This window comes from Escherichia sp. F1 (assembly GCF_046764225.1).
Taxonomy (GTDB): Bacteria; Pseudomonadota; Gammaproteobacteria; order Enterobacterales; family Enterobacteriaceae; genus Escherichia; species Escherichia coli.
The window spans coordinates 1,472,220-1,489,201 of record NZ_CP177202.1 but is presented as its reverse complement, the minus strand read 5'-3'; the positions used below and the strand labels follow the sequence as shown (position 1 = coordinate 1,489,201).

At 47.3% G+C, this 16,982-nt stretch carries 14 protein-coding genes, 1 tRNA gene and 1 pseudogene; 7 read left to right on the top strand and 9 right to left on the bottom strand.

All coding sequences use genetic code 11. From position 1 onward, the window contains the following. Window positions 1-35: 35 nt before the first annotated feature. From ACK8NJ_RS07075 to ACK8NJ_RS07055, 5 genes are all read right to left on the bottom strand, one after another. The gene (locus tag ACK8NJ_RS07075) at window positions 36-602 is read right to left on the bottom strand and encodes a fimbrial protein (protein WP_000033308.1); all 567 of its coding nucleotides are present in this window, start codon (window positions 600-602) and stop codon (window positions 36-38) included. A gap of 658 nt (window positions 603-1,260) precedes the next feature. Then, window positions 1,261-1,746 carry a phosphohistidine phosphatase SixA gene (sixA, locus tag ACK8NJ_RS07070; protein WP_096930848.1) on the bottom strand — a complete coding sequence of 162 codons (486 nt, stop codon included), beginning with the start codon at window positions 1,744-1,746 and terminating at the stop codon, window positions 1,261-1,263. A gap of 202 nt (window positions 1,747-1,948) precedes the next feature. Continuing rightward, window positions 1,949-4,093: a fatty acid oxidation complex subunit alpha FadJ gene (gene fadJ, locus ACK8NJ_RS07065; RefSeq protein WP_411962292.1), complete on the bottom strand. Its 2,145-nt coding sequence runs from the start codon at window positions 4,091-4,093 to the stop codon at window positions 1,949-1,951. Next, the gene (fadI, locus tag ACK8NJ_RS07060) at window positions 4,093-5,403 is read right to left on the bottom strand and encodes an acetyl-CoA C-acyltransferase FadI (protein ID WP_411962291.1); all 1,311 of its coding nucleotides are present in this window, start codon (window positions 5,401-5,403) and stop codon (window positions 4,093-4,095) included. Before fadI ends, fadJ begins: the two co-directional genes overlap by 1 nt. A gap of 180 nt (window positions 5,404-5,583) precedes the next feature. Next, window positions 5,584-5,868 (bottom strand): YfcZ/YiiS family protein, encoded by a 285-nt coding sequence (locus ACK8NJ_RS07055; RefSeq protein ID WP_001296261.1) that lies wholly within the window; start codon window positions 5,866-5,868, stop codon window positions 5,584-5,586. Window positions 5,869-6,239: 371 nt separating this feature from the next. Between ACK8NJ_RS07055 and fadL the strand changes: the two genes are divergently transcribed. From fadL to ACK8NJ_RS07040, 3 genes and pseudogenes are all read left to right on the top strand, one after another. After that, on the top strand, window positions 6,240-7,580 hold the full coding sequence (fadL, locus tag ACK8NJ_RS07050; RefSeq protein ID WP_001362313.1) for a long-chain fatty acid transporter FadL: 1,341 nt from the start codon (window positions 6,240-6,242) through the stop codon (window positions 7,578-7,580). A gap of 366 nt (window positions 7,581-7,946) precedes the next feature. After that, window positions 7,947-9,002, top strand: coding sequence for a hypothetical protein (locus tag ACK8NJ_RS07045; RefSeq protein ID WP_411962290.1), 1,056 nt, complete (start codon window positions 7,947-7,949; stop codon window positions 9,000-9,002). Between the two features lie 30 nt (window positions 9,003-9,032). Beyond that, a pseudogene (locus ACK8NJ_RS07040) lies at window positions 9,033-9,170 on the top strand (hypothetical protein); the annotation flags it as partial. A gap of 227 nt (window positions 9,171-9,397) precedes the next feature. Here ACK8NJ_RS07040 and mlaA read toward each other — a convergent pair. After that, window positions 9,398-10,153 carry a phospholipid-binding lipoprotein MlaA gene (mlaA, locus tag ACK8NJ_RS07035; protein ID WP_000776768.1) on the bottom strand — a complete coding sequence of 252 codons (756 nt, stop codon included), beginning with the start codon at window positions 10,151-10,153 and terminating at the stop codon, window positions 9,398-9,400. Between the two features lie 293 nt (window positions 10,154-10,446). Between mlaA and ACK8NJ_RS07030 the strand changes: the two genes are divergently transcribed. The 3 genes from ACK8NJ_RS07030 (at window position 10,447) to ACK8NJ_RS07020 (ending at window position 11,891) form a co-directional block, all read left to right on the top strand. Beyond that, a complete protein-coding gene (locus tag ACK8NJ_RS07030; RefSeq protein WP_000368131.1) occupies window positions 10,447-11,379 on the top strand; it encodes a formate/nitrite transporter family protein in 933 nt (310 codons plus the stop codon). Window positions 11,380-11,454: 75 nt separating this feature from the next. Next, window positions 11,455-11,529 (top strand) — tRNA-Arg (locus tag ACK8NJ_RS07025). Between the two features lie 209 nt (window positions 11,530-11,738). Beyond that, window positions 11,739-11,891 carry a DUF4942 domain-containing protein gene (locus ACK8NJ_RS07020; protein WP_001316510.1) on the top strand — a complete coding sequence of 51 codons (153 nt, stop codon included), beginning with the start codon at window positions 11,739-11,741 and terminating at the stop codon, window positions 11,889-11,891. A 79-nt stretch (window positions 11,892-11,970) separates the two neighbouring features. On the opposite strand, the gene ACK8NJ_RS07015 is transcribed toward ACK8NJ_RS07020, so the two are convergent. Then, window positions 11,971-13,218, bottom strand: coding sequence for an MFS transporter (locus ACK8NJ_RS07015; RefSeq protein ID WP_001197021.1), 1,248 nt, complete (start codon window positions 13,216-13,218; stop codon window positions 11,971-11,973). A 61-nt stretch (window positions 13,219-13,279) separates the two neighbouring features. Continuing rightward, a complete protein-coding gene (locus ACK8NJ_RS07010) occupies window positions 13,280-14,203 on the bottom strand; it encodes an aminoimidazole riboside kinase (RefSeq protein ID WP_001274881.1) in 924 nt (307 codons plus the stop codon). Between the two features lie 215 nt (window positions 14,204-14,418). Here ACK8NJ_RS07010 and cscA point away from each other — a divergent pair, with 215 nt between their 5' ends. Further along, complete coding sequence (cscA, locus tag ACK8NJ_RS07005) at window positions 14,419-15,852, top strand: sucrose-6-phosphate hydrolase (protein ID WP_000194523.1); 1,434 nt, start codon at window positions 14,419-14,421, stop codon at window positions 15,850-15,852. 7 nt (window positions 15,853-15,859) lie between these two features. Here the strand turns inward: cscA and ACK8NJ_RS07000 are convergent, their stop codons facing one another. Then, a complete protein-coding gene (locus tag ACK8NJ_RS07000; protein WP_001315771.1) occupies window positions 15,860-16,855 on the bottom strand; it encodes a LacI family DNA-binding transcriptional regulator in 996 nt (331 codons plus the stop codon). Window positions 16,856-16,982: the final 127 nt, after the last annotated feature.

Genomic DNA, 16,982 nt, shown 5'->3' with positions numbered 1-16,982 from the left:
AACCCCCATAACTTTGCAGCTATGGGGGAAATACATTAGAGATACGTGATCTGGAACGTCGTCAGCGTTTCAAACGGTGCCGGTGTTGGTGTTACAGCAGCCGTTTCCCCCACTAACCATGCTTTAAAGTTCAGAGTTTGTTTAGGTTTGCCTTTTCCCGTTGAACTGTCCTTCACGATAGGTTGCTTAATCTCTGCTCCCAGAGCATAACCTGTACCGTGCTGGTCACCGATAACCAGGCTAACGTTTGGAATTTCAGTTCCATTATCCATGTTAGACAGAGAATAGTTATCTGCGTTAGTAGAGTACGGATTACCGGTGAATGTGGTAGACATTGTCGTTTCAGTATTGAAATTACAGTCCTGTAAACGAATCTGGAAATCTTTTGGTGTGGTTGTTTTGCCGCCGGTTAAAGAACCCGTACCGATGCTGCCCATATCCACTTCCAGTTTATGATCGTCAGGAACAATTGAGCACGGGGAGTCTTCAATTGTGCCGTAAAATCTCACTGTACCGTTATTCCCTGCGGCAACGACTGATGCTGAAGTCAGCGCCCCCATGAGCATTGCCGTGGCAACTGCTGCTTTTACAAACTTACTCATTATTTGTCCTTAAACCATAAATAATTAGAATATAAGCCAACTGAAATATTGACGTAGAGCTTCTTCAATTTTTACAGCGACTTTTAAGCAGCCAATGAACAGATTTTCAGCTCCTGAAAAAACAGGTTCCTTGATATAATATTCTTTGGCGTGCCGAACATGTTGATATTTTAATATGACTGATGCAATTTAAATTTTCTAACATTAAAAGTTAGAAATACTTAATTAATGGACGGGGATAATAATTACTGAAATTTTTCATCTCAGTTATGAAGAATGAGTTCAAAAAAACGGCAAATGCAAAAATTCAGTGAATAAATCAAAGTCAAAAACAATCACATGGCAATGACTATCTTGTGATATTAATTTCGCAACGATATAATATTAAAACACTATAATTAATATAAAATCAAGACCCAATAATATTTTTCACTTTAGTCATTATTTACCTAAAAATGCTTCCAGAAAAATAATTTATGAATAAAAGTAAATTTTCTTTCAATATGTAAATTTCCACAAATAAAAGCGTCATACCATATAAAATTATGACTATTCGATCACAAGCGGATCATTGTTAGTACAATAAGATTAAAAAAATTCAACATTGCCAGAAAATAAAGGCCCGATAGCTTACACCAGCGGGCCTTGTGCATGCGTATTAAATCGCCTTTGCCATCTTCAGATTACATGGGCTCATCTGCCAATTGAATGTGCCGTTTCCGCTTTCATCAAGCGTTACGCTGGCAATGGCCGAGGTGGTAAACATAGGCGGCGTTTCGCCCGGACATAACTCGGCAACCAGATACCCGACTAAGGGTAAGTGGGAGATCACCAGTACCGACTCGACACCTTCGTTGGTCAGTGCCTGGAGATACGCACTGACCAGACCAACATCGCCGCAGGGCGTTAACTCCGGCAGAACTTCTGCACTGGAAGGCAGGTTCAGACAATCCCCTACTTCTTCCAGTGTTTGCTCGGCTCGCAGGAACGGGCTCACCAGAACGCGTTCGATTTCCACTTTTTGACCTTTCAGCCAGTTCGCCATCAGGCGAGATTCGTCACAACCGTTAGTGGTCAGAGGACGAACCGAATCACTGGCGGCATCGAGGGCTGCGTCGCCGTGACGCATGATAAAAACTTGCATATTGCACCGCTTTTGTTAACCAGATTCGCCCGTTTTCTTTCATCTGAAACCAGAGAAAGAAAACGGTGGCCGGCATTGTGCCTTATCCATTCACCGAATGAAACGCTGTTTTTTACCTCAATGGCGTAAGTATAGTCAATATGCGTTTACATTTTGAGCAACACTCCGCCATTCAGCGCGGATTCATATAGCTTTGACCTTCTTATTGCAGGTCAGTTGCAGTTGTTTTCCAAAAACTTTCCCCACGCTTGCTCATCTCGACTAAACGCTCGCAGGGGGTAAAACGGGAACCATACTGCGTGGCCAGTCGTTGCATGATTGCAACCACTTCACCCGCACCGAGAGAATCGATGTAGCGGAACGGACCACCGAGAAATGGCGGAAAACCAATGCCAAATACCGCGCCAATATCTCCGTCACGCACGCTACGGATAACCTGCTCGTCCAGACAACGTACTGCTTCATTCAGCATCAACATCACACACCGTTCAGCTACCTGCGGTGCGGAGAGTCGCCCCTGCCCTTGTGTGCCAATCAGCGGGTAAATGGCGGGATCGACCTGTTTTTTGCTTTTACGCCCTTTCTGACCATAAAGATAGAAACCCCGACCATTTTTTCTGCCTTTGCGATCGTCGTTCAAAATTGAAGAAACAACATTTGCAGGCGCGCTAAAACGTTCTCCATAAGCGGCTTCCAGTACAGGAATAATTTTAGTCCCGGTGTCGATTCCTACCTCATCCAAAAGTTGGATTGGGCCTACCGGAAAACCAAATTTCACCAGCGCGGCATCAATGTGCTCTACCCGTTCACCTTCGGTCAACATGCGGATAGCTTCATTAATGTAAGGCGCTAAAATGCGATTGACGTAAAACCCGGCTTTGTCACGCACGACAATTGGCGTTTTACCCTGTTTTTTCGCCAGTTTTACTGTGGTAGCGATGGTTTGCGCCGATGTCCCCGCATGAGGAATAATCTCCACCAGCGGCATTTTTTCTACCGGGCTGAAGAAATGCAGGCCAATAACTTGCTCAGGTCGCGTAGCGTGAGCGGCGATATCACCAATCGGTAAAGATGACGTATTCGAAGCAAAGATGGTATGAGCGGCGCAATTTTTCTCAACTTCCGCCACCATTTGTTGTTTTAATTCGAGATTTTCAAACACCGCTTCAATAATCAGATCGCGATGGGCAAAGCCGCGATAGTCTGTCGTTCCGGAGATTAATGCCAGCTGTTTGTCGCGTTCACTGGCTTTGAGATGACGACGGCGAACTTTGCCCTCCAGCTGATCCCAACTGTACTTCAGTGCATGATTTATGCCCTGCGGGTAGATATCTTTAATTCTGACCGGAAGCCCCGCTTTACAAGCAGTGACGTAAGCAATACCGCCGCCCATCAAGCCACCACCTAAAATTCCCACGCTGTTTAATGGCGCAGGCGGCGCATCACTGCCAGGATCTTTCTTCACTTCCGTACTGGCAAAAAAGATACTACGCAGCGCCTGCGATTGCGGCGTCATCGCCAGTTCGCCAAAAGCACGGGCTTCAGCGTCATAGCCGCTACTGGTGCCCTGCGCTAATCCCGTTTCGACAACCTCAAGGATGCGTTCTGTCGCCGGATAGTTACCCTGAGTTTTGTGTTCTGTTTTCTTGCCGACCATTTTGAACAGCAGCGCACGACCTAACGGCCCCGCCAGAATACGCTCGCGTACAGGTAGAGGGCGTGAAGATGGACGATCCTGCTTTGCCAGCTCAACAGCGGCTTCCAGTAAAATGGATTGCGGAACGACGTCATCCACCAGCCCCAGCTTTAATGCCTCTTTCGCCCGAGGTTGTTTTCCAGTGAGGATCATCTCCAATGCTGTGCTGACACCTATCAGGCGCGGTAAACGCTGGGTGCCGCCTGAACCGGGTAATAATCCAAGTTGTACTTCAGGCAAACCGAGCACCGTTTTAGGATCGTCAGTACACATGCGACCGTGGCACGCCAGCGCCAACTCCAGCCCACCGCCCAGGCAAGCGCCATGAATAGCCGCGATAACCGGAACGGGCAAAGCATGAATCTCCGCCATTAACTGTTGACCCTGCCGCGCCAGTGCTTCCGCTTCTTGCGCCGTTTTGCAGTTGGCGATCATGTTGATGTCTGCGCCAGCAATGAAGTTGTCTGGTTTCGCGGAGATAAACACCACGCCGCGCAACTCTTTGTTTTCACGGAGTTGCTTAATAATGGCGCGCACCTGCGAGGCAAACTCCGCCTTCAGGGTATTCATTTTCTCACCCGGTACGTCGATGGTGATAACAGCAATGTTGTCCAGACGGACATTAAGGGTAAACGCTGATGCCATTTCCATTATTCCGCCTCCACAACCATTGCCGCGCCAAGCCCACCCGCAGCACAGGCGGTCACTAAACCAAATCCACCGCCGCGACGGCGAAGTTCATGCAATGTCTGGGTAATCATCCGCGCGCCGGTCGCCGCGAAGGGATGCCCGTAAGCAATCGAACCGCCAAGCACGTTAAATTTGCTATCGTCCACTTCGCCAGTGGCATGTGCACGCCCCAGTACATCACGAGCAAAACGTTCGCTACCCAGCAACTGAATATTCGCCAGTGTCTGAGCTGCAAAGGCTTCGTGCATATCGATCAATGTCAGATCGCTCATTGTCAAACCGGCACGTTCCAGCGCCAGCGGCGTTGACCAGGCCGGACCGAGCAATATGTCCTGCCAGACATCTATCGCAGTAAATGCGTAACTGCGCAGATATCCCAGCGGTACCAGCCCTAATTCTTTCGCCCGCGATTCGGTCATCAGGATCACCGCCGCTGCGCCATCGGTCAGCGGCGTACTGTTTGCTGCCGTTACCGTCCCGTGTTTACGATCAAACGCCGGACGCAACTTTGCGTAATCAGCAAGCGAGGAATTACCGCGAATATTGTTGTCTTCGGCAAGCGGTTGTTTATAAGGAGGGATAAAGGCAGTCATCACCTCTTCTTTGAGTTTACCGTCTGACCACGCCTGAGCGGCTCGCTGATGCGAACGGTGCGCTAATGCATCTTGCTGTTCGCGAGTAATACCGTAGGTTTTCGCCATTTGTTCGGCGGTGTCGCCCATCCGCAAGCCAGTAGAATATTCTGCTACCGCAGGCGGTACGGGCATTAAGTCGCGCAAACGCAGGCGAGAGAAGAGTTTCAGGCGCTGGCTCATGGTTCGAGCTTTGTTGACATCAACCAGCACGCGCGCCAGTTTTTTACTGACGCCAATTGGCAATACGGAAGAGGAATCGGCCCCACCGGCAATCCCCGCGCGAATAGTTCCCGCCATCAGGCTTTCTGCGACGTTTGCAATCGCCTGGAAACTGGTAGCGCAAGCGCGGCTGACGCTGTAAGCATCGGTATGCACATTCATTCCAGTACCGAGAACAATTTCACGCGCAATGTTGGGGGCTTCCGGCATTTGTACGACCTGACCAAAGACCAGTTGTTCAATCACTTCGGCGGGAATTTCGCTGCGTGCCAGTAGTTCGCCTACCACCATCTTCCCTAAATCAACCGCGGGAATGCCATGAAAAGCCGTCGCCTGGCGGGCAAAAGGCGTACGTAAACCGCTAACAATGGCGATACGATCGCCCTGGCGGGTAACCAGCGGTAAAACCTGACCCATAACACTCCCCTGTAAAATAATAAATAAAGTGGTCTGACCTGATCATAGTCTTAACCATTTTTTTACATTTAGCCAAGTGGAGAAAAGGGAAAGTGGGAGCTATGACACAGAGAGAAAAGTAGAAGAGAAAATAAAACGCCCCTGCCAACAACTAACAGGGGCGTACGTACCCGAGAGGAATTAACGCAGACCCAGCTGGAAGATCAGCATTTCAGCTTCGCAGGCAAAAGTGAAATCGATATCCAGGCGCACACCGTCAGACTCTTCAGTGAAAGTCGGGGTGATTTTGCACGGTTCGGATTCCACGCTACGGGCTTTTTCAGTCAGCGCCGCCAGCGTTTGTTCTGCTTCTGCGCGGTTTGCAAACACGCGGCTGTAAGACGCGGTGCAGTCGGAGTTGTCCATAATGGTGCCAACATCCATACAGCAGCAAACCGGGGTTTCATCAGCACTACATTTACTCATCGTTGATTTCCTCTGTATGTGCACCCAAGGTGCCAGATAAACGTTGTGGATATTTTACGCTTCCGGAAAGTGCTGCTCCAGTTGTTAATTCTGCAAAATCGGATAAGTGACCGAAATCACACTTAAAAATGATCTAAAACAAAATTCACCCGAATCCATGAGTGCGCCACCTCCAAATTTTGCCAGCTGGATCGCGTTTCTTAGATCATATTTGAAAAAAGATAGAAACATACTTGCAACATTCCAGCTGGTCCGACCTATACTCTCGCCACTGGTCTGATTTCTAAGATGTACCTCAGACCCTACACTTCGCGCTCCTGTTACAGCACGTAACATAGTTTGTATAAAAATAAATCATTGAGGTTATGGTCATGAGCCAGAAAACCCTGTTTACAAAGTCTGCTCTCGCAGTCGCAGTGGCACTTATCTCCACCCAGGCCTGGTCGGCAGGCTTTCAGTTAAACGAATTTTCTTCCTCTGGCCTGGGCCGGGCTTATTCAGGGGAAGGCGCAATTGCCGATGATGCAGGTAACGTTAGCCGTAACCCCGCATTGATTACCATGTTTGACCGCCCGACATTTTCTGCGGGTGCGGTTTATATTGACCCGGATGTAAATATCAGCGGAACGTCTCCATCTGGTCGTAGCCTGAAAGCCGATAACATCGCGCCTACGGCATGGGTTCCGAACATGCACTTTGTTGCACCGATTAACGACCAATTTGGTTGGGGCGCTTCTATTACCTCTAACTATGGCCTGGCAACAGAGTTTAACGATACTTATGCAGGCGGCTCTGTCGGGGGTACAACCGACCTTGAAACCATGAACCTGAACTTAAGCGGTGCGTATCGCTTAAATAATGCATGGAGCTTTGGTCTTGGTTTCAACGCCGTCTACGCTCGCGCGAAAATTGAACGTTTCGCAGGCGATCTGGGGCAGCTGGTTGCCGGTCAGATCATGCAATCTCCTGCCGGGAAGACTCCTCAAGGGCAAGCATTGGCAGCTACCGCCAACGGTATCGACAGTAATACCAAAATCGCTCATCTGAACGGTAACCAGTGGGGCTTTGGCTGGAACGCCGGTATCCTGTATGAACTGGATAAAAATAACCGCTATGCACTGACCTACCGTTCTGAAGTGAAAATTGACTTCAAAGGTAACTACAGCAGCGATCTTAATCGTGCGTTTAATAACTACGGTTTACCAATACCTACCGCGACAGGTGGCGCAACGCAATCGGGTTATCTGACGCTGAACCTGCCTGAAATGTGGGAAGTGTCGGGTTATAACCGTGTTGATCCGCAGTGGGCGATTCACTATAGCCTGGCTTACACCAGCTGGAGTCAGTTCCAGCAGCTGAAAGCGACCTCAACGAGTGGCGACACGCTGTTCCAGAAACATGAAGGCTTTAAAGATGCTTACCGCATCGCGTTGGGAACCACTTATTACTACGATGATAACTGGACCTTCCGTACCGGTATCGCCTTTGATGACAGCCCAGTTCCGGCACAGAATCGTTCTATCTCCATTCCGGACCAGGACCGTTTCTGGCTGAGTGCAGGTACGACTTACGCATTTAATAAAGATGCTTCAGTCGATGTTGGTGTTTCTTATATGCACGGTCAGAGCGTGAAAATTAACGAAGGCCCATACCAGTTCGAGTCTGAAGGTAAAGCCTGGCTGTTCGGTACTAACTTTAACTACGCGTTCTGATAACGCGTTCGCCTGGATAAAGTCACCTGCTATGCAGGTGACTTTAACTCCCACACTTCAATGAAAGTTGTTTCCTCATTGCTTGCCTCCTGAGTTTTGCAAACAGCCTGATGGTAGCTTGCCCTTTCAAATCATTAAGTGGTATCCACAGACAAACCTGAAGGGAAAGGCATATTTTCAGGCGTTCTGCTCGTCTTTCTCAAAGAGTTTACTTTTCTGAATTTCCAGGATACTCAAACCACCCTGGCTATTGTGCGCTCATACACTCAAATTAAAGATAGGGTCTAAATAAATGAGCGTTTTTTGATAGTCTATTTTATTAGGTAATATATATTTGTAACAAATCAATCAACATGGAATAAAATCATGCTACCATCTATTTCAATCAACAACACCAGCGCTGCTTACACAGAATCTATCAATGAAAATAACAATGATGAAGTTAATGGATTAGTACAAGAGCTCAAAAACCTTTTTAATGGTAAGGAAGGAATAAGCACCTGTGTTAAACATCTACTTGCGCTTATAAAAAACGCCATACGAGGAAACGACAATCCTGATAGATTTAATATTAATAATTCCTCAGTTACTTATATTGATATTGGCTCCAATGATACAGACCATATTACTATTGGTATCGATAACCAAGGAACAATAAAATTACTTGCGAGCTATAAAGACAAAGAACTCGTCCGTGCTATCATTAATGACAACATAGTTGAGAAGACTCATGATGATATAAATAATGCTGAGTTTACTGATGGTATTATTGTTAGTGGTATTGATGATCGTAGTGATATTGGCATTGACTCCAATGATACAGACGATATTACTTTTGATATTGATATTGAAAATCAAGAACCAACAAAATCACCTGCGAACGATGAAAACAAAAAAGTCGGCCAAACCATCATCAATGAAAATGTAGTAGAGAATACTAATGATATCAATAACAAGAAAATGATCTTCAGCGCAATAAAAGAAATATATGATGAAGATCCAAGTTTTATCTTCGATAAAATATCACACAAACTCAGACATACGGTAACGGAGTTCGATGAGAGCGGGAAAAGTGAACCAACGGACTTATTTACCTGGTACGGTATAGATCAAAAAGGTGCCTCTCTCGCTATTGTAATTAAAAATAAAAATGGAAATGATTACTTATCTCTCGGTTACTACGATCAGGATGGCTACCACATTCAAAAAGGATTTCGTATTGATGGTGATAATCTCACCCAATATTGTAGTAAAAATGCCAGGAGTGCTTCTGCGTGGTTTGAACACAGTAAAGCAATCATTGCAGAATCATTTGCAACAGGTTCCGATCATCAAGTTGTAAACGAACTCAAAGGGGAAAGACTGAGAGAACCTAACGAAGCTTTTAATCCTTCAAATCTAGCAAGAGGATATCAATTTTAAGAGGATAATAGAAAATATACACTTGAGAATACAAAAGAAATAGTTTCTACTTTATTCGGTAACGAAGCTAACGCTGACCATTCTCAAAATATATATAAGCACTATAAGGAACTCAAAGGTAAAATTGAAGAAAAGCTTCAAAATTGCCAGACGGAATATCAAAATTAAATTAATCAACTATATGCGCCAGGTGTTAATTTTGATGATATTTAAAATTATTTTTCCAGTTTTTTTTATTTTTCAACGCCTGAATATCGGAAATAGTCAGTGACGAACATCAGTATTTTTACATAATTACGTCCAGGCCATTGTCGGTTTATCTTCTTTTACATGGGGTAATTGAGGGATAACAACAAAAAAGGTGAGTTTTGCGACTCACCTTTTTTATTTGTTTCTTATTCAGAATCGATATCTTTTAAATCATCCTGAATCGCTTGCGCGTTCGGATTTTCCTGCGGTTTGAGTTCGCCGCCATTAGCGATGAAATCATGACGCTGGAAGTACGCTTCGCGCACCATAATGTAAGGGTCGGACGACTGACGCAGCAGACCGTCGGAATCCAGCAACTGCGCACGAGTTTCGATCCCTTCAAGCGTCCATTTACCCACAGACATCGGCCAGGTCAACCAGGAAAGAACCGGGTAAAGACCATCCGCCATATCACCACCGTCATCACGCAGCGTGAAGCTACCGTAGAATGGCAACTGAACGTACGGCCCATAACCCACGCCATAATGACCAAGCGTACTACCGAAGCGGTGAGGTTCAGTCCGTTGCAGTTTCGGGTTCGCCATCCCTGCAACATCAATAAAGCCGCCCATCCCCAAAATGGTGTTCAGGAAAAAGCGGGTAAAGTGGACCATCCCCTGATAAGGGTCGCCCTGCAAGAAGTAGTTAACCATCACCGCAGGTTCTTCCAGGTTGCCCGTGAAGTTGCTCAAACCGTTACGCGCCGGTTGCGGAACATAATCACGCCAGGCGACAGCGACCGGTCGAACAATATACGGGTCTAATACATTGAAGTTGAAGTTGTACATGGTGCGGTTGAACCCTTCTAACGGGTCAGAACGCCCTTGCTGATCTGTACCGGAACTCGCACACCCCACCAGAAGCGTAGTTCCCAGAGCAAGCGCCGACAGGCGAAGCTTCATAAATGTCTCCCTGTTTTTTTATGGCTTATGCAGTTTGCCATCCATGACGGAACGATACCGTATCCGCCTGTTTAGGTGTGGGCGATTGTAACAGCACGTCAACTGATGTCCAGACGCCCTGATTTGCTGATTTGATCATAGCCTGGTAATCGCCGCCCTGTAGGCTACTTGATTCTATAGAAACAGAAAAAGGCAAACGCGGCCTTTTCTACATTTTCAGAGTAACTCCCGCCAGTTGCGAGCAAAAAAGCCGCTACGCTTTAGCTATACGTGCTAATTCAAGAGAAGAGACCATGGACAACGACAAAATTGATCAACACAGCGACGAAATTGAAGTTGAGAGCGAAGAAAAAGAGCGCGGCAAAAAAATAGAAATAGATGAAGACCGACTCCCCTCCCGGGCGATGGCAATTCATGAGCATATCCGCCAGGATGGTGAAAAAGAGCTGGAACGCGACGCAATGGCACTACTGTGGTCAGCCATTGCGGCGGGTCTGTCGATGGGCGCTTCACTACTGGCAAAAGGGATATTTCATGTCGAACTGGAAGGCGTGCCGGGCAGCTTCTTGCTGGAGAATCTCGGTTATACCTTTGGTTTTATTATCGTCATTATGGCCCGCCAGCAATTATTTACCGAAAACACCGTGACTGCGGTACTACCCGTCATGCAAAAACCGACAATGAGCAACGTCGGCTTACTTATGCGGTTATGGGGCGTCGTGCTGCTGGGTAATATTCTCGGGACAGGTATTGCGGCGTGGGCATTTGAATATATGCCAATCTTCAATGAAGAAACTCGCGATGCATTTGTCAAAATCGGCATGGATGTGATGAAGAACACCCCCAGCGAGATGTTTGCCAACGCGATCATTTCCGGCTGGCTGATCGCCACTATGGTTTGGATGTTTCCTGCAGCGGGTGCGGCAAAGATTGTGGTGATTATATTGATGACCTGGCTTATTGCACTGGGTGACACCACTCACATCGTTGTCGGTTCTGTAGAAATCCTCTATCTGGTGTTTAACGGCACGCTGCACTGGAGCGATTTCATCTGGCCCTTCGCACTACCTACTTTAGCGGGGAACATCTGCGGCGGCACCTTTATCTTCGCGTTAATGAGTCATGCACAGATTCGTAACGACATGAGCAACAAGCGCAAAGCAGAAGCACGCCAAAAAGCAGAACGTGCGGAAAACATTAAGAAAAATGATAAAAACCCGGCATAAATGGCGAGGGTTTAAGCAATCGAGCGGCAGCGTACTTACCCCGCAGTCCATTAGCGGGTATACTCATGCCGCATTGTCCTCTTAGTTAAATGGATATAACGAGCCCCTCCTAAGGGCTAATTGCAGGTTCGATTCCTGCAGGGGACACCAGATACCCTTCAAACCAAATCTACCTTCACCCCGTAAAAGATGGGTTTGGCAGCACACTTGCCCTATATCTACTCATTTTTACTGCAACAGGTTGAAATCTCAGCACTGTCAGAAAGCGCTGATGACTAAACAGCCCTGGGCCGGGCGATGTAACCATCATACAGAATCCTGATAGCGAAATATGGCGTGACTCGATACTTCACTCTGCAATGCATTCCTTGATGAATTCGCAGGCCCGTGATACTCGGGACAGGTCGCTGAATGACGACAATGTCCTGGAAATCAGCGAACCGCGTATCCGGAGTACATTTGAGCGACTGTACCAGAACATGAATGAGGCGTTTGGATTAGGTGATTATTAGTTGGGCTAAGCATTTTTGTATTACTATTTTCCGGTTGAGGGATATGGAGATATCGACAACAACCGGAAAAAGTTTACGTCTATATTGCTGAAGGTACAGGCGTTTCCATAACTATTTGCTCGCGTTTTTTACTCAAGAAGAAAATGCCAAATAGCAACATCAGGCAGACAATACCCGAAATTGCGAAGAAAACTGTCTGGTAGCCTGCGTGGTCAAAGAGTATCCCAGTCGGCGTTGAAAGCAGCACAATCCCAAGCGAACTGGCAATTTGAAAACCAATCAGAAAGATCGTCGACGACAGGCGCTTATCAAAGTTTGCCACGCTGTATTTGAAGACGGATATGACACAAAGTGGAACCTCAATGGCATGTAACAGCTTCACTAATGAAATAATCCAGGGGTTAACGAACAGCGCGCAGGAAAGGATACGCAACGCCATAATCACAACACCGATAAGTAATGCATTTTTTGGCCCTACCCGATTCACAAAGAAAGGAATAATCGCCATGCACAGCGCTTCGAGTACCACCTGGAATGAGTTGAGATAACCATACAGGCGCGTTCCTACATCGTGTGATTCGAATAAACCTGCATAAAAGACAGGAAAGAGTTGTTGATCAAAAATGTTATAGAAAGACCACGTCCCCACAATAAATATGACAAAAACCCAGAAGTTTCGATCCTTGAAAACTGCGATAAAATCCTCTTTTTTTACCCCTCCCGCATCCGCCGCTATGCACTGGTGATCCTTATCTTTAAAACGCATGTTGATCATCATAAATACAGCGCCAAATAGCGAGACCAACCAGAAGTTGATATGGGGACTGATACTAAAAAATATACCGGCAAAGAACGCGCCAATAGCATAGCCAAAAGATCCCCAGGCGCGCGCTGTTCCATATTCGAAATGAAAATTTCGCGCCATTTTTTCAGTGAAGCTGTCAAGCAAACCGCATCCCGCCAGATACCCCAGGCCAAAAAAGAGCGCCCCCAGAATTAGACCTACAGAAAAATTGCTTTGCAGTAACGGTTCATAAACGTAAATCATAAACGGTCCGGTCAAGACCAGAATGAAACTCATACACCAGATGAGCGGTTTCTTCAGACCGAGTTTATCCTGAACGATGCCGTAGAACATCATAAATAGAATGCTGGTAAACTGGTTGACCGAATAAAGTGTACCTAATTCCGTCCCTGTTAATCCTAGATGTCCTTTCAGCCAAATAGCGTATAACGACCACCACAGCGACCAGGAAATAAAAAAGAGAAATGAGTAACTGGATGCAAAACGATAGTACGCATTTCTGAATGGAATATTCAGTGCCATAATTACCTGCCTGTCGTTAAAAAATTCATGTCCTATTTAGAGATAAGAGCGGCCTCGCCGTTTACTTCTCACCTTCCAGTTCTTGTCGACATGGCAGCGCTGTCATTGCCCCTTTCGCTGTTACTGCAAGCGCTCCGCAACGTTGAGCGAGATCGATAATTCGTCGCATTTCTCTCTCATCTGTAGATAATCCCGTAGAGGACAGACCTGTGAGTAACCCGGCAACGAACGCATCTCCCGCCCCAGTGCTATCGACACAATTCACAGACATTCCAGCAAAATGGTGAACTTGTCCTCGATAACAGACCACCACCCCTTCTGCACCTTTAGTCACCAACAGCATGGCGATCTCATACTCTTTTGCCAGGGCGCATATATCCCGATCGTTCTGTGTTTTTCCACTGATAAGTCGCCATTCTTCTTCCGAGAGCTTGACGACATCCGCCAGTTGTAGCGCCTGCCGCAAACACAAGCGGAGCAAATGCTCGTCTTGCCATAGATCTTCACGAATATTGGGATCGAAGCTGACAAAACCTCCGGCATGCCGGATCGCCGTCATCGCAGTAAATGCGCTGGTACGCGAAGGCTCGGCAGACAACGCAATTGAACAGAGATGTAACCATTCGCCATGTCGCCAGCGGGGCAAGTCTGTCGTCTCTAAAAAAAGATCGGCACTGGGGCGGACCATAAACGTAAATGAACGTTCTCCTTGATCGTTCAGATCGACAAGCACCGTGGATGTCCGGTGCCATTCATCTTGCTTCAGAAACGTGATATCGACACCCTCAGTTAGCAGCGTTCTTTGCATTAACGCACCAAAAGGATCATCACCGACCCGACCTATAAACCCACTTGTTCCGCCTAATCTGGCGATTCCCACCGCAACGTTAGCTGGCGCGCCGCCAGGACAAGGCAGTAGCCGCCCGTCTGATTCTGGCAAGAGATCTACGACCGCATCCCCTAAAACCCATACTTTGGCTGACATTTTTTTCCCTTAAATTCATCTGACTTACGCATAGTGATAAACCTCTTTTTCGCAAAATCGTCATGGATTTACTAAAACATGCATATTCGATCACAAAACGTCATAGTTAACGTTAACATTTGTGATATTCATCGCATTTATGAAAGTAAGGGACTTTATTTTTATAAAAGTTAACGTTAACAATTCACCAAATTTGCTTAACCAGGATGATAAAAATGACGCAATCTCGATTACATGCGGCGCAAAACGCACTAGCAAAACTTCACGAGCGCCGAGGTAACACTTTCTATCCCCATTTTCACCTCGCGCCTCCTGCCGGGTGGATGAACGATCCAAACGGCCTGATCTGGTTTAACGATCGTTATCACGCGTTTTATCAACATCACCCGATGAGCGAACACTGGGGGCCAATGCACTGGGGACATGCCACCAGCGACGATATGATCCACTGGCAGCATGAGCCTATTGCGCTAGCGCCAGGAGACGAGAATGACAAAGACGGGTGTTTTTCAGGTAGTGCTGTCGATGACAATGGTGTCCTCTCACTTATCTACACCGGACACGTCTGGCTCGATGGTGCAGGTAATGACGATGCAATTCGCGAAGTACAATGTCTGGCTACCAGTCGGGATGGTATTCATTTCGAGAAACAGGGTGTGATCCTCACTCCACCAGAAGGCATCATGCACTTCCGCGATCCTAAAGTGTGGCGTGAAGCCGACACATGGTGGATGGTAGTCGGGGCGAAAGATCCAGGCAACACGGGGCAGATCCTGCTTTATCGCGGCAGTTCATTGCGTGAATGGACTTTCGATCGCGTACTGGCCCACGCTGATGCGGGTGAAAGCTATATGTGGGAATGTCCGGACTTTTTCAGCCTTGGCGATCAGCATTATCTGATGTTTTCCCCGCAGGGAATGAATGCCGAGGGATACAGTTATCGAAATCGCTTTCAAAGTGGCGTAATACCCGGAATGTGGTCGCCAGGACGACTTTTTGCACAATCCGGGCATTTTACTGAACTTGATAACGGGCATGACTTTTATGCACCACAAAGCTTTTTAGCGAAGGATGGTCGGCGTATTCTTATCGGCTGGATGGATATGTGGGAATCGCCAATGCCCTCAAAACGTGAAGGCTGGGCAGGCTGCATGACGCTGGCGCGCGAGCTATCAGAGAGCAATGGCAAACTCCTACAACGCCCGGTACACGAAGCTGAGTCGTTACGCCAGCAGCATCAATCTATCTCTCCCCGCACAATCAGCAATAAATATGTTTTGCAGGAAAACGCGCAAGCAGTTGAGATTCAGTTGCAGTGGGAGCTGAAGAACAGTGATGCCGAACATTACGGATTACAACTCGGCACAGGAATGCGGCTGTATATTGATAACCAATCTGAGCGACTTGTTTTGTGGCGATATTACCCACACGAGAATTTAGACGGCTACCGTAGTATTCCCCTCCCGCAGGGTGACACGCTCGCCCTAAGGATATTTATCGATACATCATCCGTGGAAGTATTTATTAACGACGGGGAAACGGTGATGAGTAGCCGAATCTATCCGCAGCCAGAAGAACGGGAACTGTCGCTCTATGCCTCCCACGGAGTGGCTGTGCTGCAACATGGAGCACTCTGGCAACTGGGTTAACATAATATCAGGTGGAACAACGGATCAACAGCGGGCAAGGGATCCGCGTCACTCTTCCCCCTTCACGACCTTCAATAATATGCAATGCAGCTTCCCGCCCGATAATGTCATGTGGAAGCTGAATTGTGGTCAGCGGCGGTAAAAACAGATGCCCGACGCCAACCAGATTATCAAAGCCCATTACGGCGACATCCTGCGGGATACGTACCCCCTTCGCCAGGAGAACCTGATAAGCGACAAAGGCTGCGCGATCGTTACCACATATCAGAACATCAAAATCTGGTTTGCCAGATTTGAAGTGGTCATTGAGTAAACTTGCGAGATCGGTGTAGTGATCATCACCTGTTGCCATGTGAAATTGTTTCACCTCAGCCAGATCTCGTCCAGCATCACGCCAGGCCTGCTCAAATCCCTGCCGACGATACCCTGTTGCCAACGCACTTTCCGGTAGCCAGAAGCATAACGGTTGACGATAGCCCGCCGCGAGCAAATGCTGTGTTGATTCATATTGTGCAGTGTAATCATCAGGGATATAACTGGGTAACGCTGGGTCATCCGCCACACAGTTCGCCAATACAATATTTTCACCATACAGAGACTCAGGCAGCGTGATATGTCGCAGCCCCATTGTAGTATAGATAATGCCATCCGGACGGTGGGCAAGCAGCTGACGTGCCGCGCGGGCAGCGTCATCTTCAGAAAAAATATTGATTAAAAAACTATTCCAGCCGAACTCGCTGGCGGTTTGCTCAATGGCAAGCAGAATATCAACAGAGAAAGGAGTGGTAGCAGTGTCCTGCGCCAGCACGGCGAGAGTCGACGGCTTACGTCCTTGAGCGCGCATCTTACGGGCGGAAAGATCAGGAACATAATTCAGGGTCTGGATTGCCTGCAATACGCGGTCACGCGTTGCAGGACGCACAGATTCTGCATTATGCATCACCCGGGAGACTGTCATCATCGACACTCCCGCCAGGCGTGCGACATCCTTTAATGAAGCCATACCCAAGCCGTTTGCCGTAAAACGGGCACTGTAGCAGAAACAGACGTCACTGGCGAGATCCAACGATATTCTCAACGCCCTATAACCCGACACGGCAATACAATAAAAAATAACAATAATTCCCGGA